9 protein-coding genes are annotated in these 16,242 nt (G+C 46.6%); 2 read left to right on the forward strand and 7 right to left on the reverse strand.

From position 1 onward, the window contains the following. Positions 1–222: 222 nt before the first annotated feature. The 6 genes from CAG64_RS14515 to CAG64_RS14540 form a co-directional block, all read right to left on the reverse strand. Complete coding sequence (locus CAG64_RS14515) at positions 223–1,170, reverse strand: hypothetical protein (protein WP_161488861.1); 948 nt, start codon at positions 1,168–1,170, stop codon at positions 223–225. Next, on the reverse strand, positions 1,167–2,159 hold the full coding sequence (locus CAG64_RS14520) for a DUF2169 family type VI secretion system accessory protein (RefSeq protein WP_021704972.1): 993 nt from the start codon (positions 2,157–2,159) through the stop codon (positions 1,167–1,169). Before CAG64_RS14520 ends, CAG64_RS14515 begins: the two co-directional genes overlap by 4 nt. Next, the gene (locus CAG64_RS14525) at positions 2,140–3,459 is read right to left on the reverse strand and encodes a hypothetical protein (protein WP_161488862.1); all 1,320 of its coding nucleotides are present in this window, start codon (positions 3,457–3,459) and stop codon (positions 2,140–2,142) included. Before CAG64_RS14525 ends, CAG64_RS14520 begins: the two co-directional genes overlap by 20 nt. Before the next feature lie 29 nt (positions 3,460–3,488). Then, complete coding sequence (locus tag CAG64_RS14530) at positions 3,489–3,983, reverse strand: hypothetical protein (protein WP_021704970.1); 495 nt, start codon at positions 3,981–3,983, stop codon at positions 3,489–3,491. Next, positions 3,983–6,061, reverse strand: a complete 2,079-nt coding sequence (gene tssI / locus CAG64_RS14535; protein ID WP_021704969.1) for a type VI secretion system Vgr family protein — start codon at positions 6,059–6,061, stop codon at positions 3,983–3,985. The genes CAG64_RS14530 and tssI overlap by 1 nt, the downstream gene beginning before the upstream one ends. A 72-nt stretch (positions 6,062–6,133) precedes the next feature. Next, positions 6,134–6,652 (reverse strand): Hcp family type VI secretion system effector, encoded by a 519-nt coding sequence (locus CAG64_RS14540; protein ID WP_021704968.1) that lies wholly within the window; start codon positions 6,650–6,652, stop codon positions 6,134–6,136. Positions 6,653–7,115: 463 nt separating this feature from the next. Between CAG64_RS14540 and tssH the strand changes: the two genes are divergently transcribed. Together tssH and CAG64_RS14550 are read left to right on the forward strand one after the other, a co-directional pair. Then, positions 7,116–9,779 carry a type VI secretion system ATPase TssH gene (gene tssH / locus CAG64_RS14545; protein WP_161489001.1) on the forward strand — a complete coding sequence of 888 codons (2,664 nt, stop codon included), beginning with the start codon at positions 7,116–7,118 and terminating at the stop codon, positions 9,777–9,779. Then, the gene (locus tag CAG64_RS14550; RefSeq protein WP_161489000.1) at positions 9,766–11,397 is read left to right on the forward strand and encodes a sigma-54-dependent Fis family transcriptional regulator; all 1,632 of its coding nucleotides are present in this window, start codon (positions 9,766–9,768) and stop codon (positions 11,395–11,397) included. Before tssH ends, CAG64_RS14550 begins: the two co-directional genes overlap by 14 nt. A 34-nt stretch (positions 11,398–11,431) precedes the next feature. Here CAG64_RS14550 and CAG64_RS14555 read toward each other — a convergent pair whose 3' ends face one another. Then, positions 11,432–16,216: an OmpA family protein gene (locus CAG64_RS14555; protein WP_161489327.1), complete on the reverse strand. Its 4,785-nt coding sequence runs from the start codon at positions 16,214–16,216 to the stop codon at positions 11,432–11,434. Positions 16,217–16,242: the final 26 nt, after the last annotated feature.

The raw sequence follows: 16,242 nt of genomic DNA on the forward strand, positions 1-16,242 counted from the left end.
ATAATAATTAGTGAGGCATATTAATTAGTGTGGAATGTCTATTTCAACGCTGCAAAATAAAACGAACGCTATATCTATCAATTTAGTGATATTCACTATCCTAAATTAAAAATACACACTCGCTTTGACGGGTTAAATTACATTCACAAAAGAGATAAATAACGGAATATTCATGCCAGTTTAGGCAATGATATACTTACCGTTTTATCACTAAGTTCTCAATCACGCACAAAGCTCCAACTGCATAATGGCACGCTGACCATCTCGGCCAAACAACATCAGCGAAGCCGGCGCTGTCGACCGGTGAACATGATTGAACGTCGCCATCAATGCCAACGCAGAACACTTACCGAGTGTTCCCCACAGCTCATTGATTAAAAACGGGTTTTGCGGATTCGTAAATTGCTCAGCCCGAGCACCGATCGCAAATCCATAGTCCTCGGTATCGGTTCGATCATTGCTCATGTCGCTGTAGATACTGCCGAGGTGATCGCAGGCTTTCGCTGCCTTGCGGGTCAGCCTCATCATTCCTCGGCGATCAGAAACCCCAGACTCACGCGCTGTGTAGCAAATACGCGATAAGGGTTTCAACTTTAGCGTGTCGACAATGTTTTTCTTCGTCACCACCAAACCTGCTGCGCCTTCACTCGGGATGACACCCCAGGGGTTTTTATTCCCCATCGCGACCCCGGATTCGATCAGTTGGTCTAGATCATCCACCAAAGAGTCAACAGCAACACATAACAAGGCGTCGTGATGGTCAAGCTTAGCAAAGGCTTCATTGAGCAGAGTGACGGATCCACTGTAAGAAGTGTCGATCTGCGAGATCCACTTGTCATATTGACTCTCCTCCAGCCAATCCACCAAAGGTTGCGCGTCTACTTTATCTGGCAGTGATAGCAACAGTGGAATCGGTTTGAGTGATTTCGGTAACTTACCTAAGAGTGAATCCAGTAACGTAGCCACAGCTGTCTGTACTTTGTCTTGAAGTGTTTCACCCAGCCAGAAATCAACCCGAGCATAGGTGTAGCGATCTAAGCCGCCATTATCAACACGCTGACTAAAACGAGCCAAATCCGCCTGAGCCACCGCAAGCGAAATATCCAGATTCATGCCAGATGGCGTAATAACGTCGCCGGCTAAAACGTAACGACCCAAGCGGTTGTTCATGCCGTCTCCTCAGTATCAAAACTATCCAGAATTTGTGATGTCGTCAGTAAATGCTCTTGCCCCTGACAAGGAAACGCGGCCGTGTAAGCCAGAGTAATTATTTGCTGCTCTGTATCCACAAAAACCGTATAAATCGGCATATCCGCCACTACAGGCTCGTCTCCGAACATCACACGAGCACGGTATTGCTCGGCTGGAATACGAAACGACAGTGTATCGTCGTGAGAAAAACCACTGAGCATCATTCGCTCTCCACCTTGCAGGTACCCCTTACACTGTTGGTCAATGGGTGCCGACTGGAAAAAACGACCATCGAAATCGAGTGGTAACAGCGGTCTGCGCTCCTCTTCCCACTGTTGGTCGAATGTTCCGGCGTAACGAAAGCGCTGGGCAAAAAACGGGGGAACCGGGCCAAAGCCTGCCACTTTCACTTTCGCCGGATTAGCCGACCAGTCTTCTTTTGGATAAAACACGCTGGGTACATTCTGCTCCAGCAACTCTCGATTGCTGTCTGCAATACCACCACCAATCCGGTTGCGCTCATCACCACCGAGCGCCATCGAGTAGTCCATATCCCGTTCAATAAATGGCTGCGGCTTGGCAATCGTCACACTACCAGCGTGCTCGACCCAATGACGCAGACCATGCACCGCAAGCGTTTTATCGATATGCCCATCTACCAACAGCCGACATTCCATATAGGTGACTGGTCGCTTCGCATAAGCGCGTGCTTTCCCATACACGACGACATCGGTGTTTTGTTTGTAAACGGGAAAATCATGGTCCACTTGCATCGCTGAAAAGCCCGCCTCCCCCAGATAAACGGGATCATCGAAGACTTGTTCTGCGCGCTCTTCCATCCACTGCTTTTCTATCCAGCGCCACTGACGCTTTGCCGTCAGAACCCAGACCTCATGCCCGTTATGGTCGCGTTGGAATCGACCTTTAACTTCCAGTTCCGGATGCTCATCAATATCCCACAGTTGCATGATGACTCCTTAGGTTAAATCGTTCGGAAGCCGATGGTATCTCTTTCAGTTTACTGATGATCCATGCCTGCTGAATTTCAGGCATAGTGGCGTGCCAGGGGATGTATACCCGGGCATGCAAGCACAGTTGACGCCATAGCCAGATTCGGTACGTTTCCGGTATGGTCGCGGTTTGCAGGGCTGCCAACGTCGAATCATAAGAAAGCGCAAAGCCAAGGCGAGCCGGTACATGAAGTTGGTGATGGCCGTCGCTGACCCATTCATCCAGTATCTCAAGAGCATCTTGCCATTCGTAGTCAACCCCAAGTCCGGTTGGATTGAGTGGAAAGCTTTCTCCATAAACAACGTGCAGAGAGTCTAACCAGCGCTCACCGTCTTCCTCGTCCATATCCTGTAACGCCGCCAGCACATTGTATGCCCACTCCGGATCACCAGTTAACGCCAGATGGAATGGCGCGTGAGGCGAAGACAAATCAAACTGCATAAACTCTTTGAGTTCGAGTAACTTAGCGAACGTATTCACTTGTTCGGAAGGCAGTGCATCTGGCTGGATTCCGAAGTACTGGCGGAACCAGGTGTTACGATCTTGCTTAACCAGCAAGCGTTCAAATAAATTCTGCTCACCAGACAGATTCTCTTCCATCCATTCAATACTGTCCGCCACGTCAAACGTCGCCAATACCGGATGCACAGTTCGCTCCGGGATCATTCCTTCTTTCAGCCAGCGTTTACTTAGTGACACGCTCAATGTCTGGCGTAAGCGTAAATAGTCAAACGTGTCTTTTGCCAGTTTCGTTTTGCCGTCAACCAAGCCCGCAAGATACAAGTCGAGATGCATCAGTTTTGACTGAACCACAAGCATGCAGGCCATTTCGCGCGAAATATCCTGACTGGTACTTAGTCCACTCAGAAGATGGGTTTTCTCCTGGCCAAATTCTGCTGACAACATCAACCAGACAAACACTTCTGGCGCTTGTTGTTGCAACTCGTAAACCAATCCGGGCGCCAGCTTGTACAAGGCAACATAAACCTGCTTCAACTCGCCCATCTGCCGTTCGATGATTCTCAAATAGTCGTTTTCGGTACTGGGATATCCCTGCTGATGCAGGCGTAGCCATTGTCTGAGAAAGAAACTGAGGTTTTCGATCGCTAAAATCGATTTGTCACGGCAAAACGACAACCATGCCGGATCCAGTTTATCCAGTTCTGACACGGCTTTTTCTACCGCAGCTAATGCCTGCTCGATCTCACCGTCTGACAACGGCGATTTCAGTTGTTCTACACCAATTCTTTGTCGCATTCCGTTCTTTACTTCTTTTTGATGACGGCTTAATTGATGGCGATCGTGCCGCCCTGAATTTTTTGAGCTTTTTCGGCCTGAGAAGTGACATACTTCGCTTTGGTGGTGACGCGGTTATCACGCCCACTGTAACGAGTTTCGGTTTCACCACTGCGTACCACCAGCTCCTGAGAGGCCTCAATGACCATTTTGTCGGCACGCAAGACGAACTCATCTGAGTCATTCAGGATCGAGAAGAAAATATCCGTCACAACTGGCAAGTTCAGATCACCATTAATGAATTCAATCCTACAATTGAGTTGATTGGTCACCGCCATATCCAGCTCCGCCTTGCGAAACATACGTCCGAGTCTGGCGGTGATGGGCTGGCCGAAAGTATTGCCTTCGAAATCGATCTTTACGCTATCCAGTGATTCATTGATGGCCACAATGCGTCCAAAACGCGAAAAGCAAGCCGATTGCTCGGCTTGCTGTGTAGTTTCCGTTTCCAGAGGGGACTCTAGTAATGTTTGTGTCTGTTTCATCAGTTAATCGCTACGTTACCACCCTTCACAACCACTTTAGCGCTGCCATCGATGGTAATTGAAGTACCAGAAAGTTTAATCGTGCCGTCGCTGCTCATCACCAACGACGAGCCGCCGGTTTTGAGTACAATTTTTTCACCACTGATAATCTGTGTGGCCCCGTCTGCCTTATATGAGGTATTGCCTTTGACGGAAACCGTCAGGTTACCGCCGACCGTTTGGTTGTCATCCGCACCAACGTCCGAAGAGCGTGAAGCCCCAACCGTCAGGTTGCTGTTTTCACCGACATCCAGATCGTCGTTTTTACCAATCTTGGTGGTACGATTGTCACCAATTTCAAGGCTGCTGTTATTTTTTACGTACTGAGTTTCGTTGGCGTTATAGGTGACGGTAACGTCTTGCTCAACCGTCTCCGTAAAGGTGCTGTTCACCTGTGTGGTCTTATGCCCGTCAATCGTCTCTTTGTGGTCGCCGTGGACTTCATTCGTCTGGTGACGGCCGACTTTGAGAAACTCATCCTGACCAATGTCACGATAACGGTTGTTCAGGACTTTGGTCGACATATCCTTTTGTGCATGGATATAGATCTCTTCCTGGTTCGCTTCGTCTTCAAAACTCAGTTCATTGTAACCAGTGCCTTTGTGCGTCTGAGTACGGAAAGTGGTCCGTGTTTTGTTTTCCGGCAGCGAGTACGGAGGATAGTGCAGACCGTTGTAAACGGCCCCCGTCACTAACGGACGATCCGGATCACCTTCCAGGAACGTAACCACAACTTCGTGACCAATTCGTGGCAAGTACACCGCACCCCAGGTTGGCGCCGCCATTGACTGGCTGACACGAATCCAGCAGCTGGCATGCTCGTCGTTGTTCGCGTAACGATCCCAATGGAACTGAACTTTAATCCGACCAAGCTTATCGGTATAAATCTCTTCTCCAGCCGGCCCCACTACAACGGCCGTCTGCGGGCCATCGACCATAGGTGCTGGCAGCTTTGGCGCCCGGAAAACAATATCACGAGGAATACACACAAACTGGTTGTGGTATGACGTTGGCATGCCGCTCGCTTCGTCTTCGTGAACCTGAGGGTCATGACCATGGTGAGTCACTGCCAACATGGTAAAATCACGGTTAATTGACGCGCGAGGATGCTCTCCGATATTAAAACTGTAACCCGCAGTAAGGCGCATCACGTTACTGGAGGCCTCAATCTGCTGATTCTCTACGACATGATCGGCCATCCATTCCGTGGCACGAATTTGCCCTTGCGCGGGGTCCCCGTAACGGCCCGGATAATCAAACAGTTTTAGGTCCTGATCAAGGTCACCATTTGATGCCATTTCCTGAGGGATCTTCGGCTGTTCATAGTTGTAATCTGTGTACGTCACGTGACCAGTTCGAACGCGATTGATCAACTCCAGATCAAAGATGTGCTCGCGGTCAGCCACACCACCAGCATCCGAATGGTAAACGATCGGACCGATGTAAGACGCGTTTAGCGGGGTGCTTTGCAGTTCAGCAATGGCGTCATTGCTGTCGACTATCACCATCGTATGGTTGGCTTCAGTGTGTTCAAAGTAATACCACATACCATGCTCAGCCAACATACGCTGAACAAAATGGCTGTCTGTTTCACGATATTGAAGCACATACTCTTTTGGTGGGTAAGTCCCTGATAACTCCAGACGATAGTCAGTGACCGACGCATCGTCCAGCACTTCAGAAATAATATCCGGCGCCGCTTTATGTTGGAAAATACGGCAATCCTGACGCTGAGTCAGGAACCAAAACTGTGGAACCAACACGACTTGATAACGTGCAAAGCGTCGCCCCTGCCCCAGATAACGAACCTCGTTGACAACACCGTGGAACAAACGCGCAGAGCCCGCTCCCTGACCATACAAGGTCAACAGAGCTGGCTTTCGAATCAATGCATCGAATGTGATATCAGCATCAAGTGAAAGTAATGAAAGGCTGACATGAAAAGGTTTGGACAGTTCTTCCGTTACCTGAAAACTCTCAACCCGAAACTCATGTCCTGTCCCGAGGACTTCAAATTTAAACTCTACGTCATTCACCATATCTTTTACCTGATACTAATAAAGGAGTTAGGGCCAACATCATGTTGGCCCTGATACGTACCGCGATAGCTATTACGCTTCGCGTGGAGCACGCCAGTCGTCGTTACCCGCAGTACCACAGTTTTCGTGAGTCACTTCGATTGCACGGTAAGTGAACTTCAGAACTTCTTCAGTCACGCGGTCTGCAGTTGCAGCGTCTTGACAGTGGTTCATGCGAGTTTGCACGTCAACCAGCAAAGCATCGATCAGTTTGATAGTGTAGTAATGCTCTTGCTTACCTTGTACAGAGGTACGGTAGAAACGGATCTGACACTCAGGCAGTTTCTCACCAGAAACCAACGCGTTGAACAGCAGTGGAGAACAACGGTCTTGAACTTTAGTTACCACAACTGGTTTGTGAACACGCTGACCAGTTGGTTGGCCGCTTTGTGGGTCACGTGGAATAGTCAGAACGTGATCCAGTTCTTGTACCAGAAACTCGTCTACGTGAGCTTCTTGCCAAGTGTTACCGACAGAATCCGCAGAGAAAGTATCTTTAGTGATGTGACCTTGAGTTTCACCATTGATAGACATATATGCTGGAGTTGGCATTGAAATTTCCTTCTTAAAAAATTCTATATTATTTACATTCACCAAATCGCTTATCACCGCGACCCAATATAACAATGCAACCAGCATGCCAACTTAAAAATAGCATTAATTACAATGACTTAGTAAAAATTCCATCTTATTCACACTATACACAATTACAAGATTTTAGAAATTTAAACAAAATCTTGTTCTCCCATATTAATTTATTGTTCCTCGGCGATAAAGAGAAAATAACGGCATTCCACTGAGGTAAAAAAGTCATATTAACTACCACTTCAGTTACTTTACCCATCAATTAATTCACAAACACCGAAAGCCTGCTTAGGTATATTTAAATTGTGGAAAAAGCCACCAACATAATAACTAAAATTGACTAGTTAAATTAGCGGATAAAAAAAACCACACTCGATTGTTTAGTATAATCTCGCCCACTTTTATACAATCTAAAAGCTCAGAAACGACAATGATAAATATTAATCTCTCTTCTTTAATACAACGTCTGCACCCTATCGCAAAAGTTGCGCTAGAAGATGCAGCAGCACTGGCTGTATCAGAAAAGGCCAATGAAGTTCAAATCGAGCACTACCTGCTTAGCCTGCTTGAACGCCCAAACAGTGATATTGACGTCCTGCTTGCGCATTTTGACTGTTCTGAAAATCTGCTACGCCAGTCCATTCGTTCAACACTGGATTCCAGTCCAACTGGTAACGGCGGTAAACCTGTATTCTCGGCTCTGTTGATCGAATGGCTGCAGGAAAGCTGGCTGGTGTCGTCTCTGGATCTATCGGAAACTAAGATTCGTACCGGCGCCTTGCTGCTGACTCTGGTCAGTAACCCACTGCGTTACGGCCAACACGGTTACGCGTCGATTCTTGAAAGCGTTAACCCAGACAGCCTGAAGCGTAATTTTGCGGAACTCACGTCGCAGTCGCTGGAAGCACGTGAAGCAACATCCGAGAAAACTCAGGCACGTGAAGAAGGCTCTGCGTTGAGCAAATTCACTACTGATTTCACCGGTAAAGCACGTAAAGGCGAAATCGACCCGGTATTCTGCCGTGATCAGGAAATTCGTCAGATCGTCGATATCCTCGCCCGTCGTCGCAAAAACAACCCGATTGCCGTGGGTGAACCCGGTGTAGGTAAGACCGCGGTGGTAGAAGGCCTGGCGCTCAAAATTGTCCAGGGCGAAGTGCCTGACAACCTGAAAGGAGTGGAACTGTACGGCCTAGATATGGGTCTGCTGCAAGCAGGCGCAAGCGTAAAGGGCGAATTCGAAAAGCGCCTCAATGCCGTTCTGGATGAAGTAAAGAACTCACCAACACCGATTATCCTGTTCATCGATGAAGCCCATACTCTGGTCGGCGGTGGTAATCAGGCTGGCGGCAGCGATGCAGCAAACCTGCTGAAACCCGCCCTGGCCCGCGGTGAAGTCAAAACTATCGCAGCCACAACCTGGTCTGAGTACAAAAAGTATTTCGAAAAAGACCCGGCGCTTGCCCGTCGTTTCCAATTAGTGAAACTCGACGAACCTTCACCGGAGCAAGCCGCACTCATCATCCGTGGTCTACGCCCGGCGTATGAAAAATCTCACAACGTGTACGTGCGTGACGACGCAATTACTGCCGCTGCTGCTCTGTCTGCCCGTTACATTTCCGGTCGTCAACTGCCGGACAAAGCGATCGACGTACTCGATACCGCTTGTGCGCGTGTCAACATCAGCCTGAATGCGGTACCTGCTTCTGTAGAAACGCTGCAACAAGAGCTGGCGGCGCAAACCCGTGAACTGGAAGCGCTGGAACGTGACGCTCTGCAACAAACAGGTGATAAGCATAGTCTGGCAACCATTCCTGATCTAAAAGCGGCCATGGAAGAAACCCGTGCAGAGCTGGAAGTACAGGAAGCACAATGGCAAAACGAAAAGAACCAGATCGAAGAGATGATCGCACTGCGTGCTCGTCTTCACGAACTGGTATCAGATGAGCCGGCATCAGAGACAGAAGACGATCAAGAGGCTGACGTTTCTCCTTACGCAGAAATGGATGAAGAAGCGGTACGCATCGCGATCTCGGCTTGTCAGGAACAACTTGAGCAAATTCGCGGCGGGAACCCACTGGTACACTTTGAAGTTGGCCCTGACGAAGTCAGCCACGTGATTGCCGACTGGACAGGCATCCCGATGGGTAAAGTGTTGCAGGATGAAGCTGAGACCACGCTGAACCTTAAAGACAATCTGACTCAAACCATTAAAGGCCAGGAGTTTGCAATTGATGCACTGGCAGAAGGCATCCAAACCGCTAAAGCCGGCCTGGGTAACCCAGATGCGCCTACCGGTGTCTTCCTGCTGGTTGGTCCAAGCGGTGTGGGTAAAACCGAAACTGCCCGTGCCATCGCAGACCAGCTGTTTGGCGGTGAACGTTTCATGACCACCATCAACATGTCAGAATTCCAGGAGAAGCACACGGTATCTCGCCTGATCGGTTCACCTCCGGGTTATGTGGGTTACGGTGAAGGTGGTATGTTGACCGAAGCCGTCCGTCAACGTCCATACTCTGTAGTCCTGCTGGACGAAGTAGAAAAAGCCGACCCAGAAGTACTGAATCTGTTCTATCAGGTGTTCGATAAGGGTACGCTGAACGACGGCGAAGGTCGTGCGATCGACTTTAAAAACACCCTGATCATCATGACCAGTAATCTGGCGACGCATGAAATTGAATCTCTGGTTCAACAGTCAAAAGAGATCGAAGCGGGTGTGATTGCCGAAGCTATCCGCCCGACCCTGAATCAGCACTTCAAGCCTGCTCTCCTGGCGCGTATGTCTGTTCTGCCATTCGTGCCTCTGTCTGACGACGCCATGACCGATATTATCCATCATAAGCTGGGTAAAGTGTCTCAGCGTCTGCAAAATCATCATAAACTGACGCTGAACTATGACGACAATCTGGTTGAGTTTGTTCTGGGTAATTGTCGTCTGGCGGAAACTGGAGCACGTAACATTGATGCCGTGATCAACCGTCAGTTGCTGCCTCAACTGTCAACGCAGTTGCTGGTTCACGACAAAGACGAGGCGCATACCCAGATCACCGTTTCTGTCGATGAACAGGGAACGCTGTCTTATGCGTTCAGCTAATCAGAACGATCTGAGTAGTGCTTTACTTGCGATCAGCCAGTCTCTGGCTGATCGCTCTCAGTTAGCGCAAACTTTAGACGCAGTGCTAACCGCTGCCCGGCAGATGACGTTTTCCAAACACGGCATCATCTACGTTCTGGATCAGACCGGACAAGCACTGATCCCCAGTATTGTCCACCACAACGAAACCGCTTTCTCCGCCCATCCGTGGAAACCCCTTTCCTTAGATTTAGCCAGCGAAAACGACCCGTTCAGTTACGCCATCCAGAATGGCGAAGTCGTCCTAATCAATGAGTTGTACCAGTACAATGGTTACGATTGCGAGACGATTTACCAAACCGAGGCAAAGCTTGGTTTGCGCAGTACTAACCTGCTTGCCTGGCCTCTGGTGGACGATGACAACAAAACCATCGGCCTGCTGGCGTTGATGGACTTGAGTGTGATCGACAACGAATCAGCACTCACGGCATTTTGTCATATCGCAGCGAACAGTATTCGTCAGGCTTTCTGGCTGGAAGAGTACGGGCATATGATCAAAAACCTCAGTGCAGACAACGCAGCCCTCGCTCGGGAAAACAAGCAGCTTAAAAAACGCAAGCAAGGCCAGTACAACGGCCCCATTGCTGAAAGCGAGCAGATGCTTGAAGTTTTGCGCCGTCTGGATAAAGTGCTCACCCTGCCTGTAGACGTACTGCTGCGCGGAGAAACCGGCGCCGGTAAAGAAGTGATTGCTCAATACATTCATGAAAACTCCGACCGGGCAAAGCAACCGTTGATCGTGCAAAACTGCGCGGCCATACCAGAGCAGTTGTTGGAGTCTGAGCTCTTCGGTCATAAGAAAGGCTCATTCACTGGTGCAGACAAAGACAAGGTCGGACTGTTTGAAGCAGCAGACGGTGGTACCTTGTTCCTGGACGAGATCGGCGACATGCCGCTGCTACTTCAGGCTAAATTACTGCGCGTGCTGCAAGAGCGCAAAGTCCGACCGGTGGGGGCCAGCAAAGAGATAGAAGTGGATGTTCGTGTCGTCGCGGCGACGCACTGCAACCTGATGGAGAAAATCAAATCCGGCGAATTCAGGGCTGACCTGTTTTACCGCCTGAATGTTTTCCCTATCACGTTACCGCCTTTGCGCGAACGTGAAGCGGATATCCTACCTTTGGCCGAACACTTCGTGCAGCAGAGTGCAAGCTCTCTGGGGCTGCCTCAGGCGCCAGGACTCAGTGCGAATGTACGACGTCAGTTATTGGAATATGCCTACCCGGGTAACGTCCGAGAGCTGAAAAACATCGTAGAACGCGCGGTGTTGTTGTCTGATTTCGAAACTATCACGCAAGTAGAAATCGGTGAAGGCGTGATGACACCATTGGTATCAGAGCAACCATTGCCAACACCCGCTCAGGAAACTCTCACTGCGAATGCCAAAAACCTTGATGAAGCCGATACAGACTTCTCCCGAGGTCTTAAAGAAGCCGTGAGCGAGTATGAGAAGACCGTTATTCTCGACTGTCTGAATGCGTGCAACTGGCACACCAAGCGTGCAGCAGAGCAGCTATCTCTACCCTTGAGTACACTGAACCATAAAATGCGCAAGTACGAGATAACCGCCACTGAGTAAGTAATTAAAAAACCGCCCGAAGGCGGTTTTTTAATCAGTCAACCCAGTCCCCTAACATATCAATCCTTTTTTGAACTAATGTGTCAAAGTTATCACTTACCTCCATCCAACGCTTAAGATTTTGATGGGGAAGGAATTTTATAGGTTTACCATCTTTGTTTTCGTAAAGCTCAGCATCCGTTCTACTTTCATTTAGTCTCTTCGCAATATCGATCTCATACTGCTTATCTTTCAGTTGATACCAACGTAAAGGAACTTTTTTAACTTCTGCATCATAAATATGTATAAAGTTGCTTTCTGAGCCATCTAATCCTGACTTATGCGGTCCATTTACATATGCAGTGAATTTCACACCTGCCTGACCATACACATTGTAGGCTTTCGACGGCTGCAGCATCGGGACTAAACCTTTAACCTCATGACCAAAAAAGTTTATAAAGCTTAATTCACTGACATTAGCAAACAACTCAGTGTTTTTTTCTCCTGTTAGACAGAAAGCCTTTAACTGAGCACTATCAAATGACTTAAAGTCTTTCACAAGATTTGCGAGCGCTTTGTGCTTAAGTCTTGGATTAACTCTCGCAGATTTAAACTCATAGCCATCAGACGTTTTGATAATGTTACCAATTCTAATAACAGTATTAATATTTGTTAATGGTCTATCATTCTTGCCATACCACCGGTCTTTATCAACAAGCTTTATGTCAACTGGAATCTCATTTGGATCGTACTTCTGATCGATAAGCTTTTGCGCGTCATTCGGTTTGGTTTTTATAACTAACGTAGCGGTAACATCCGCATCCCAATCGAAATTCCGTATTTTCCCGCGTAATCTCCCAGTATTGGAGACCAGTGGATCTTTAGCAATAGCTGCATCTAACGGCTTGTCAATGTGGCAACCCGTTTGTTGGAGGTAAAATAACGTTTCGGCAGAGTCAAATACTTTCGGGTAACTCAACTCCTTACCTTTCACTGGTGGTTCAAGAAAACTCTCTTCATAGAAGAGCCCATCCGCAAACTGAGGAGGACTAAAATTCTTAAAATCTTTGGTAAATTCATAACTACGAGTCGGGCATAACGTCATATTAAACCGAGGCGTGTATTTCTGGTTTGATAACACCACCAAATCTATGTCTTTTTCTGTATTACTCTGCCCTGGTACGCATAGCGACATTGAATAAGACAGAAATTGCATTGCCCCAGACGGAATCGCTTTTGACTTAGAGTCAAACAACCCTTTCATCACGGCACTATCATAATCGGCGATAGGACGGATACCAAAAATCCGTCTCACACCAAAGAAATAGCTTGGCTGAATCGTGACCCCAAAAAGAGATTGCTGCTTTGAGTCATCCCCAGAAAATAGTACGTTTACTTCCTCAGGCGAAAACTCACCTCGACTCAGATTTCGAACATATTCCGTATGCGATGAAGCCTCAGAGTCAAAGAAATGCCACGCGCCTTCATTTGAGCCCTGAGAATGAACCACTAAGTTTATCGGCATAAAATGTCTTACACTGCCGTTTATTACTTTAGCTTTTTCCTCATTAATGATAGCAACCACTTTAATATTATCGTATGGCGTTATTTGGTTCTGATTATCTTTATAATATTTATCAAAAGGAACCCAGTCATCTTGTTTAGGTGATTTACCTGCCCCATCTTTATATGGTCGACGAACAAATACAGCTACTTTTTTAAAGATGCTTTCATCTAACCCTTGAGGTATGGTGTCGGTAAGCAAGTTCTTAAAGTGCTTATCATCTTCACTTGCACGATAATGAATGGGGAAGTATTTACTATAATTTGATGCCTGTGCCCGAATGAGATCCGTTTGCTCGCCAGACGTATATCTTCTAACTACAGCCGTAGCACTCGCGAAATTCATGCTTACAAAGTTACCGTCGAAAATATTTGTTGTATTATTTTCGAAACCATTTTTATTTAACCAGACCTCATCTAGATTTTCGGTACCTTGAAGTGAAACGTCAAGTTCCCAGTCATCATTGAGAATAAATGCATCGATGTAACCCAAAATATCAAAATCCGCAAATGACTTCGCCTTAGGGGTATATGACACGCTATTCACAGCGCTATATGTATGACTAAGATTGGCAGACCTACTGGGCTTATCCAGTTGAGCTAATTGATACGTCCGAAGCAGCCTCATTAAACCATTTAATGCCGTCATTCGCTTCATATAAGCGCGCAAGTGCACATTATCGATACCTTGCGTATCAGAATGAGAAAGGAAAGTATTTATCGCCATCAAGTCTTGATAGCGAATAGTATTGATATCATCGAGTAATTTATGTTTCTCTTCCTGAAAAGTCTTATCAATAAATTGTATTGCTTGTTTCGCTAGCTCCATTGCCGCTTTACCAGCAACAATCGCCTTTGCAGGTGGGAATATGGCCGACACCCCCATTAGTGCACTATCAATTGTACTATTGATGGCTGTTATTAAGGCGTCATTGGCCCCTATATTGGCAAGGATTTTTTGTTTCGCTGACTTTTCTACTTCATATAATCCCGCTCTACTAGGCGGATATTGAACGCTGGTTGAGATATTGAAGAAGATTTCTACACGGCGATTTTTTTTACGCTCTTCCTCCGTTCGGTTTAGATTCCCGGGAAGAGGTCGTTGGAAGCCTTCTGCAACGAGTTTAAAGTTAGGTTCCCAGATCTTCCTGACACTATCATCGCGAAAGCCGTTCAGAATTGCATTTTTAACTGCTACCGCTCGCTTAGCGGAGAGGCGCATATTAACGTCTTCGGAACCAATAATGCAAGTATGACCGGTAATAACAATTTCAAACGGAGCATCTGCCATACTTTCCAATTGCCTGGCAATCGCTTTGTAAGGGCCTTCCCCAGCAATAAGTTCCGATTTATTGAAATCAAATATCGTCGCATCCAAACGCAATAGTGCGCCAATAGCAGTTTTCTCATCAATAATAAAATGGCCTTTACCGTGAACAAATTCATTAGCCAAAACACTTTGAAGATCTTTGATTGCTTGTTGATACTTTTCAGAGACACTTTTATCTTGTTGAAAAGCCTTTAACTTTGATTCATGAAGTGAAGATGTCACCATCATATACCGGCTAATATTACCGATTAGTTTATTATCTTTTTTGCTACTTTCTGAATTTGCCTGACCGTAGCTTCCCCAACCATGAACGGTATCCGCAATGGTGATTACAGGATCCGCTTTTTCTAAAATAAATGCTCCAAACTTGCCCACTCCACGGACAAAAGGTTCGAAAGACTGCCGAGTGAACCGATCTAAATTTGCATTACTATACAAGTCTGCAAGCGACATGGAAGCCCGTACATGCGGCGATGCACGCTCACCGAACACAACTGCGGTAGATAACGCGCCAAAGGCCGTCTTACCAGCACGAGTGAGCTTATTATCGTAAATCTCATTTAGCTCACTGAGGGTTTTCATAAAACCTACCGAAGCTAGGGATAGACCAACAGCCTTTTGCACCATCAGCGCACCATCAGCAGATAAGTGTGAGCTAGCAGCACTTATTACTTTACCAATCGTAACCCAAGATACGCCTTTTTCAAGCGCACCAAAACTGGTTTCAAGTATCCCTTTACTATTTTGAATCACGCTCCACGTTTGCTGCGGTAAGCTTGCACCAACGGTATTATTCATCACCAGTGTTTCTGGCAAATCAAAAGGCTGTTTGACCATGGTTTCCATCACATGTGGGTAGAATTGTGGTGCATGGTTCAACAATGCTTCTTCGACACTTATCGGATCGCCATTGATCAATGTACAACGCCCAGCAAGAGTGTGAATAGGCAACTTAAAAAGATTTTCTTTTAAGGTGTATTTAAGTGGTATGCCTTTAGCTATAATTGCGTTTTGTTCATCATCGCGTAACGATTCAAAACTAACGTTTATTCTAGAAAATTGCTCAATTTCGGGAAGCGTTAAGACCTTGGGAGATTGTATCCAGAATATAGCCACATAGTTTTTTTTATCGAATCTACTCCCTTGATCATCATAATAAGAATAGTTCACTTCTTGTACGTTTGAAACTGGCTGACCACTATCATTACTTTTCTGATTACCAACAATATCTGCCACCTGATTTTTATTTTGAGTGACGATTTGGCTACTTAAATCGCTCAGTGTAACAGTAGCGTTTTCATAATCTTTAGACGAAAAAACGATTTGAATCGTATAGAACTGCGGTACCTCAACGGCTAGTATCTTTCTTTCTATATGAGTAGTTAGCCAATCAGAATAATTTTCAAAATACTGGTTTTTTAATAACTCTTCATCTTCTGGCAACTCCAAGCATTGATTTTTTACATTAATTTCAACTGCGTTCATATCTACACAGCATTCTTTCGCTTTATCTTCGGCACTTTCTTTTAGAAATTCATAGAGTTTTTCTAACCAGCCTGTGTTAGGTGAGTCAGCGTCTAGCGAAAGTTGCACCATAGGCACAAGATAACTAGGGAAAAACAATACTTGTTGAAAAAGTTTACCTTTCTCTGTCTTTTTTACACTGCTTTGTGTAACGGGGTTACGCACTAACTCCCCCGACTCTGCATTTTCACTTAGTACATTTAGTACACCATTTTTATCACTCACTGCGATAGGAAATTTAGCTGATACTTCAGTTATCGATTTTTTTTCTTGCGGGTCAAGCGAAACATTAGTTTCAAATTTTAGCCCCGGAGCAGTGAGCGTTTCAAAAGGCAGCGGGAAAAATCGGCTAGTTGGCTGCCCGTCACGGCCATGGAGGCGGCCCATCAAGTAAAGTTGACGTTGGTCATAGGATACAGGCATATTATTTTCCCTCCTTGCGAGCTTTT

Source organism: Vibrio sp. V38_P2S17PM301, from assembly GCF_009904845.1.
In the GTDB taxonomy this organism is placed as follows: domain Bacteria; phylum Pseudomonadota; class Gammaproteobacteria; order Enterobacterales; family Vibrionaceae; genus Vibrio; species Vibrio proteolyticus.

What these genes read in the sequence shown, in the direction of transcription:
- CAG64_RS14530 (WP_021704970.1), bottom strand. Translation starts at nt 3,983, where the DNA reads ATGAAACAGACACAAACATTACTAGAGTCCCCTCTGGAAACGGAAACT.
- tssH (WP_161489001.1), top strand. Translation starts at nt 7,116, where the DNA reads ATGATAAATATTAATCTCTCTTCTTTAATACAACGTCTGCACCCTATC.
- tssI (WP_021704969.1), bottom strand. Translation starts at nt 6,061, where the DNA reads ATGGTGAATGACGTAGAGTTTAAATTTGAAGTCCTCGGGACAGGACAT.
- CAG64_RS14520 (WP_021704972.1), bottom strand. Translation starts at nt 2,159, where the DNA reads ATGCAACTGTGGGATATTGATGAGCATCCGGAACTGGAAGTTAAAGGT.
- CAG64_RS14550 (WP_161489000.1), top strand. Translation starts at nt 9,766, where the DNA reads ATGCGTTCAGCTAATCAGAACGATCTGAGTAGTGCTTTACTTGCGATC.
- CAG64_RS14515 (WP_161488861.1), bottom strand. Translation starts at nt 1,170, where the DNA reads ATGAACAACCGCTTGGGTCGTTACGTTTTAGCCGGCGACGTTATTACG.
- CAG64_RS14555 (WP_161489327.1), bottom strand. Translation starts at nt 16,216, where the DNA reads ATGCCTGTATCCTATGACCAACGTCAACTTTACTTGATGGGCCGCCTC.
- CAG64_RS14525 (WP_161488862.1), bottom strand. Translation starts at nt 3,459, where the DNA reads ATGCGACAAAGAATTGGTGTAGAACAACTGAAATCGCCGTTGTCAGAC.
- CAG64_RS14540 (WP_021704968.1), bottom strand. Translation starts at nt 6,652, where the DNA reads ATGCCAACTCCAGCATATATGTCTATCAATGGTGAAACTCAAGGTCAC.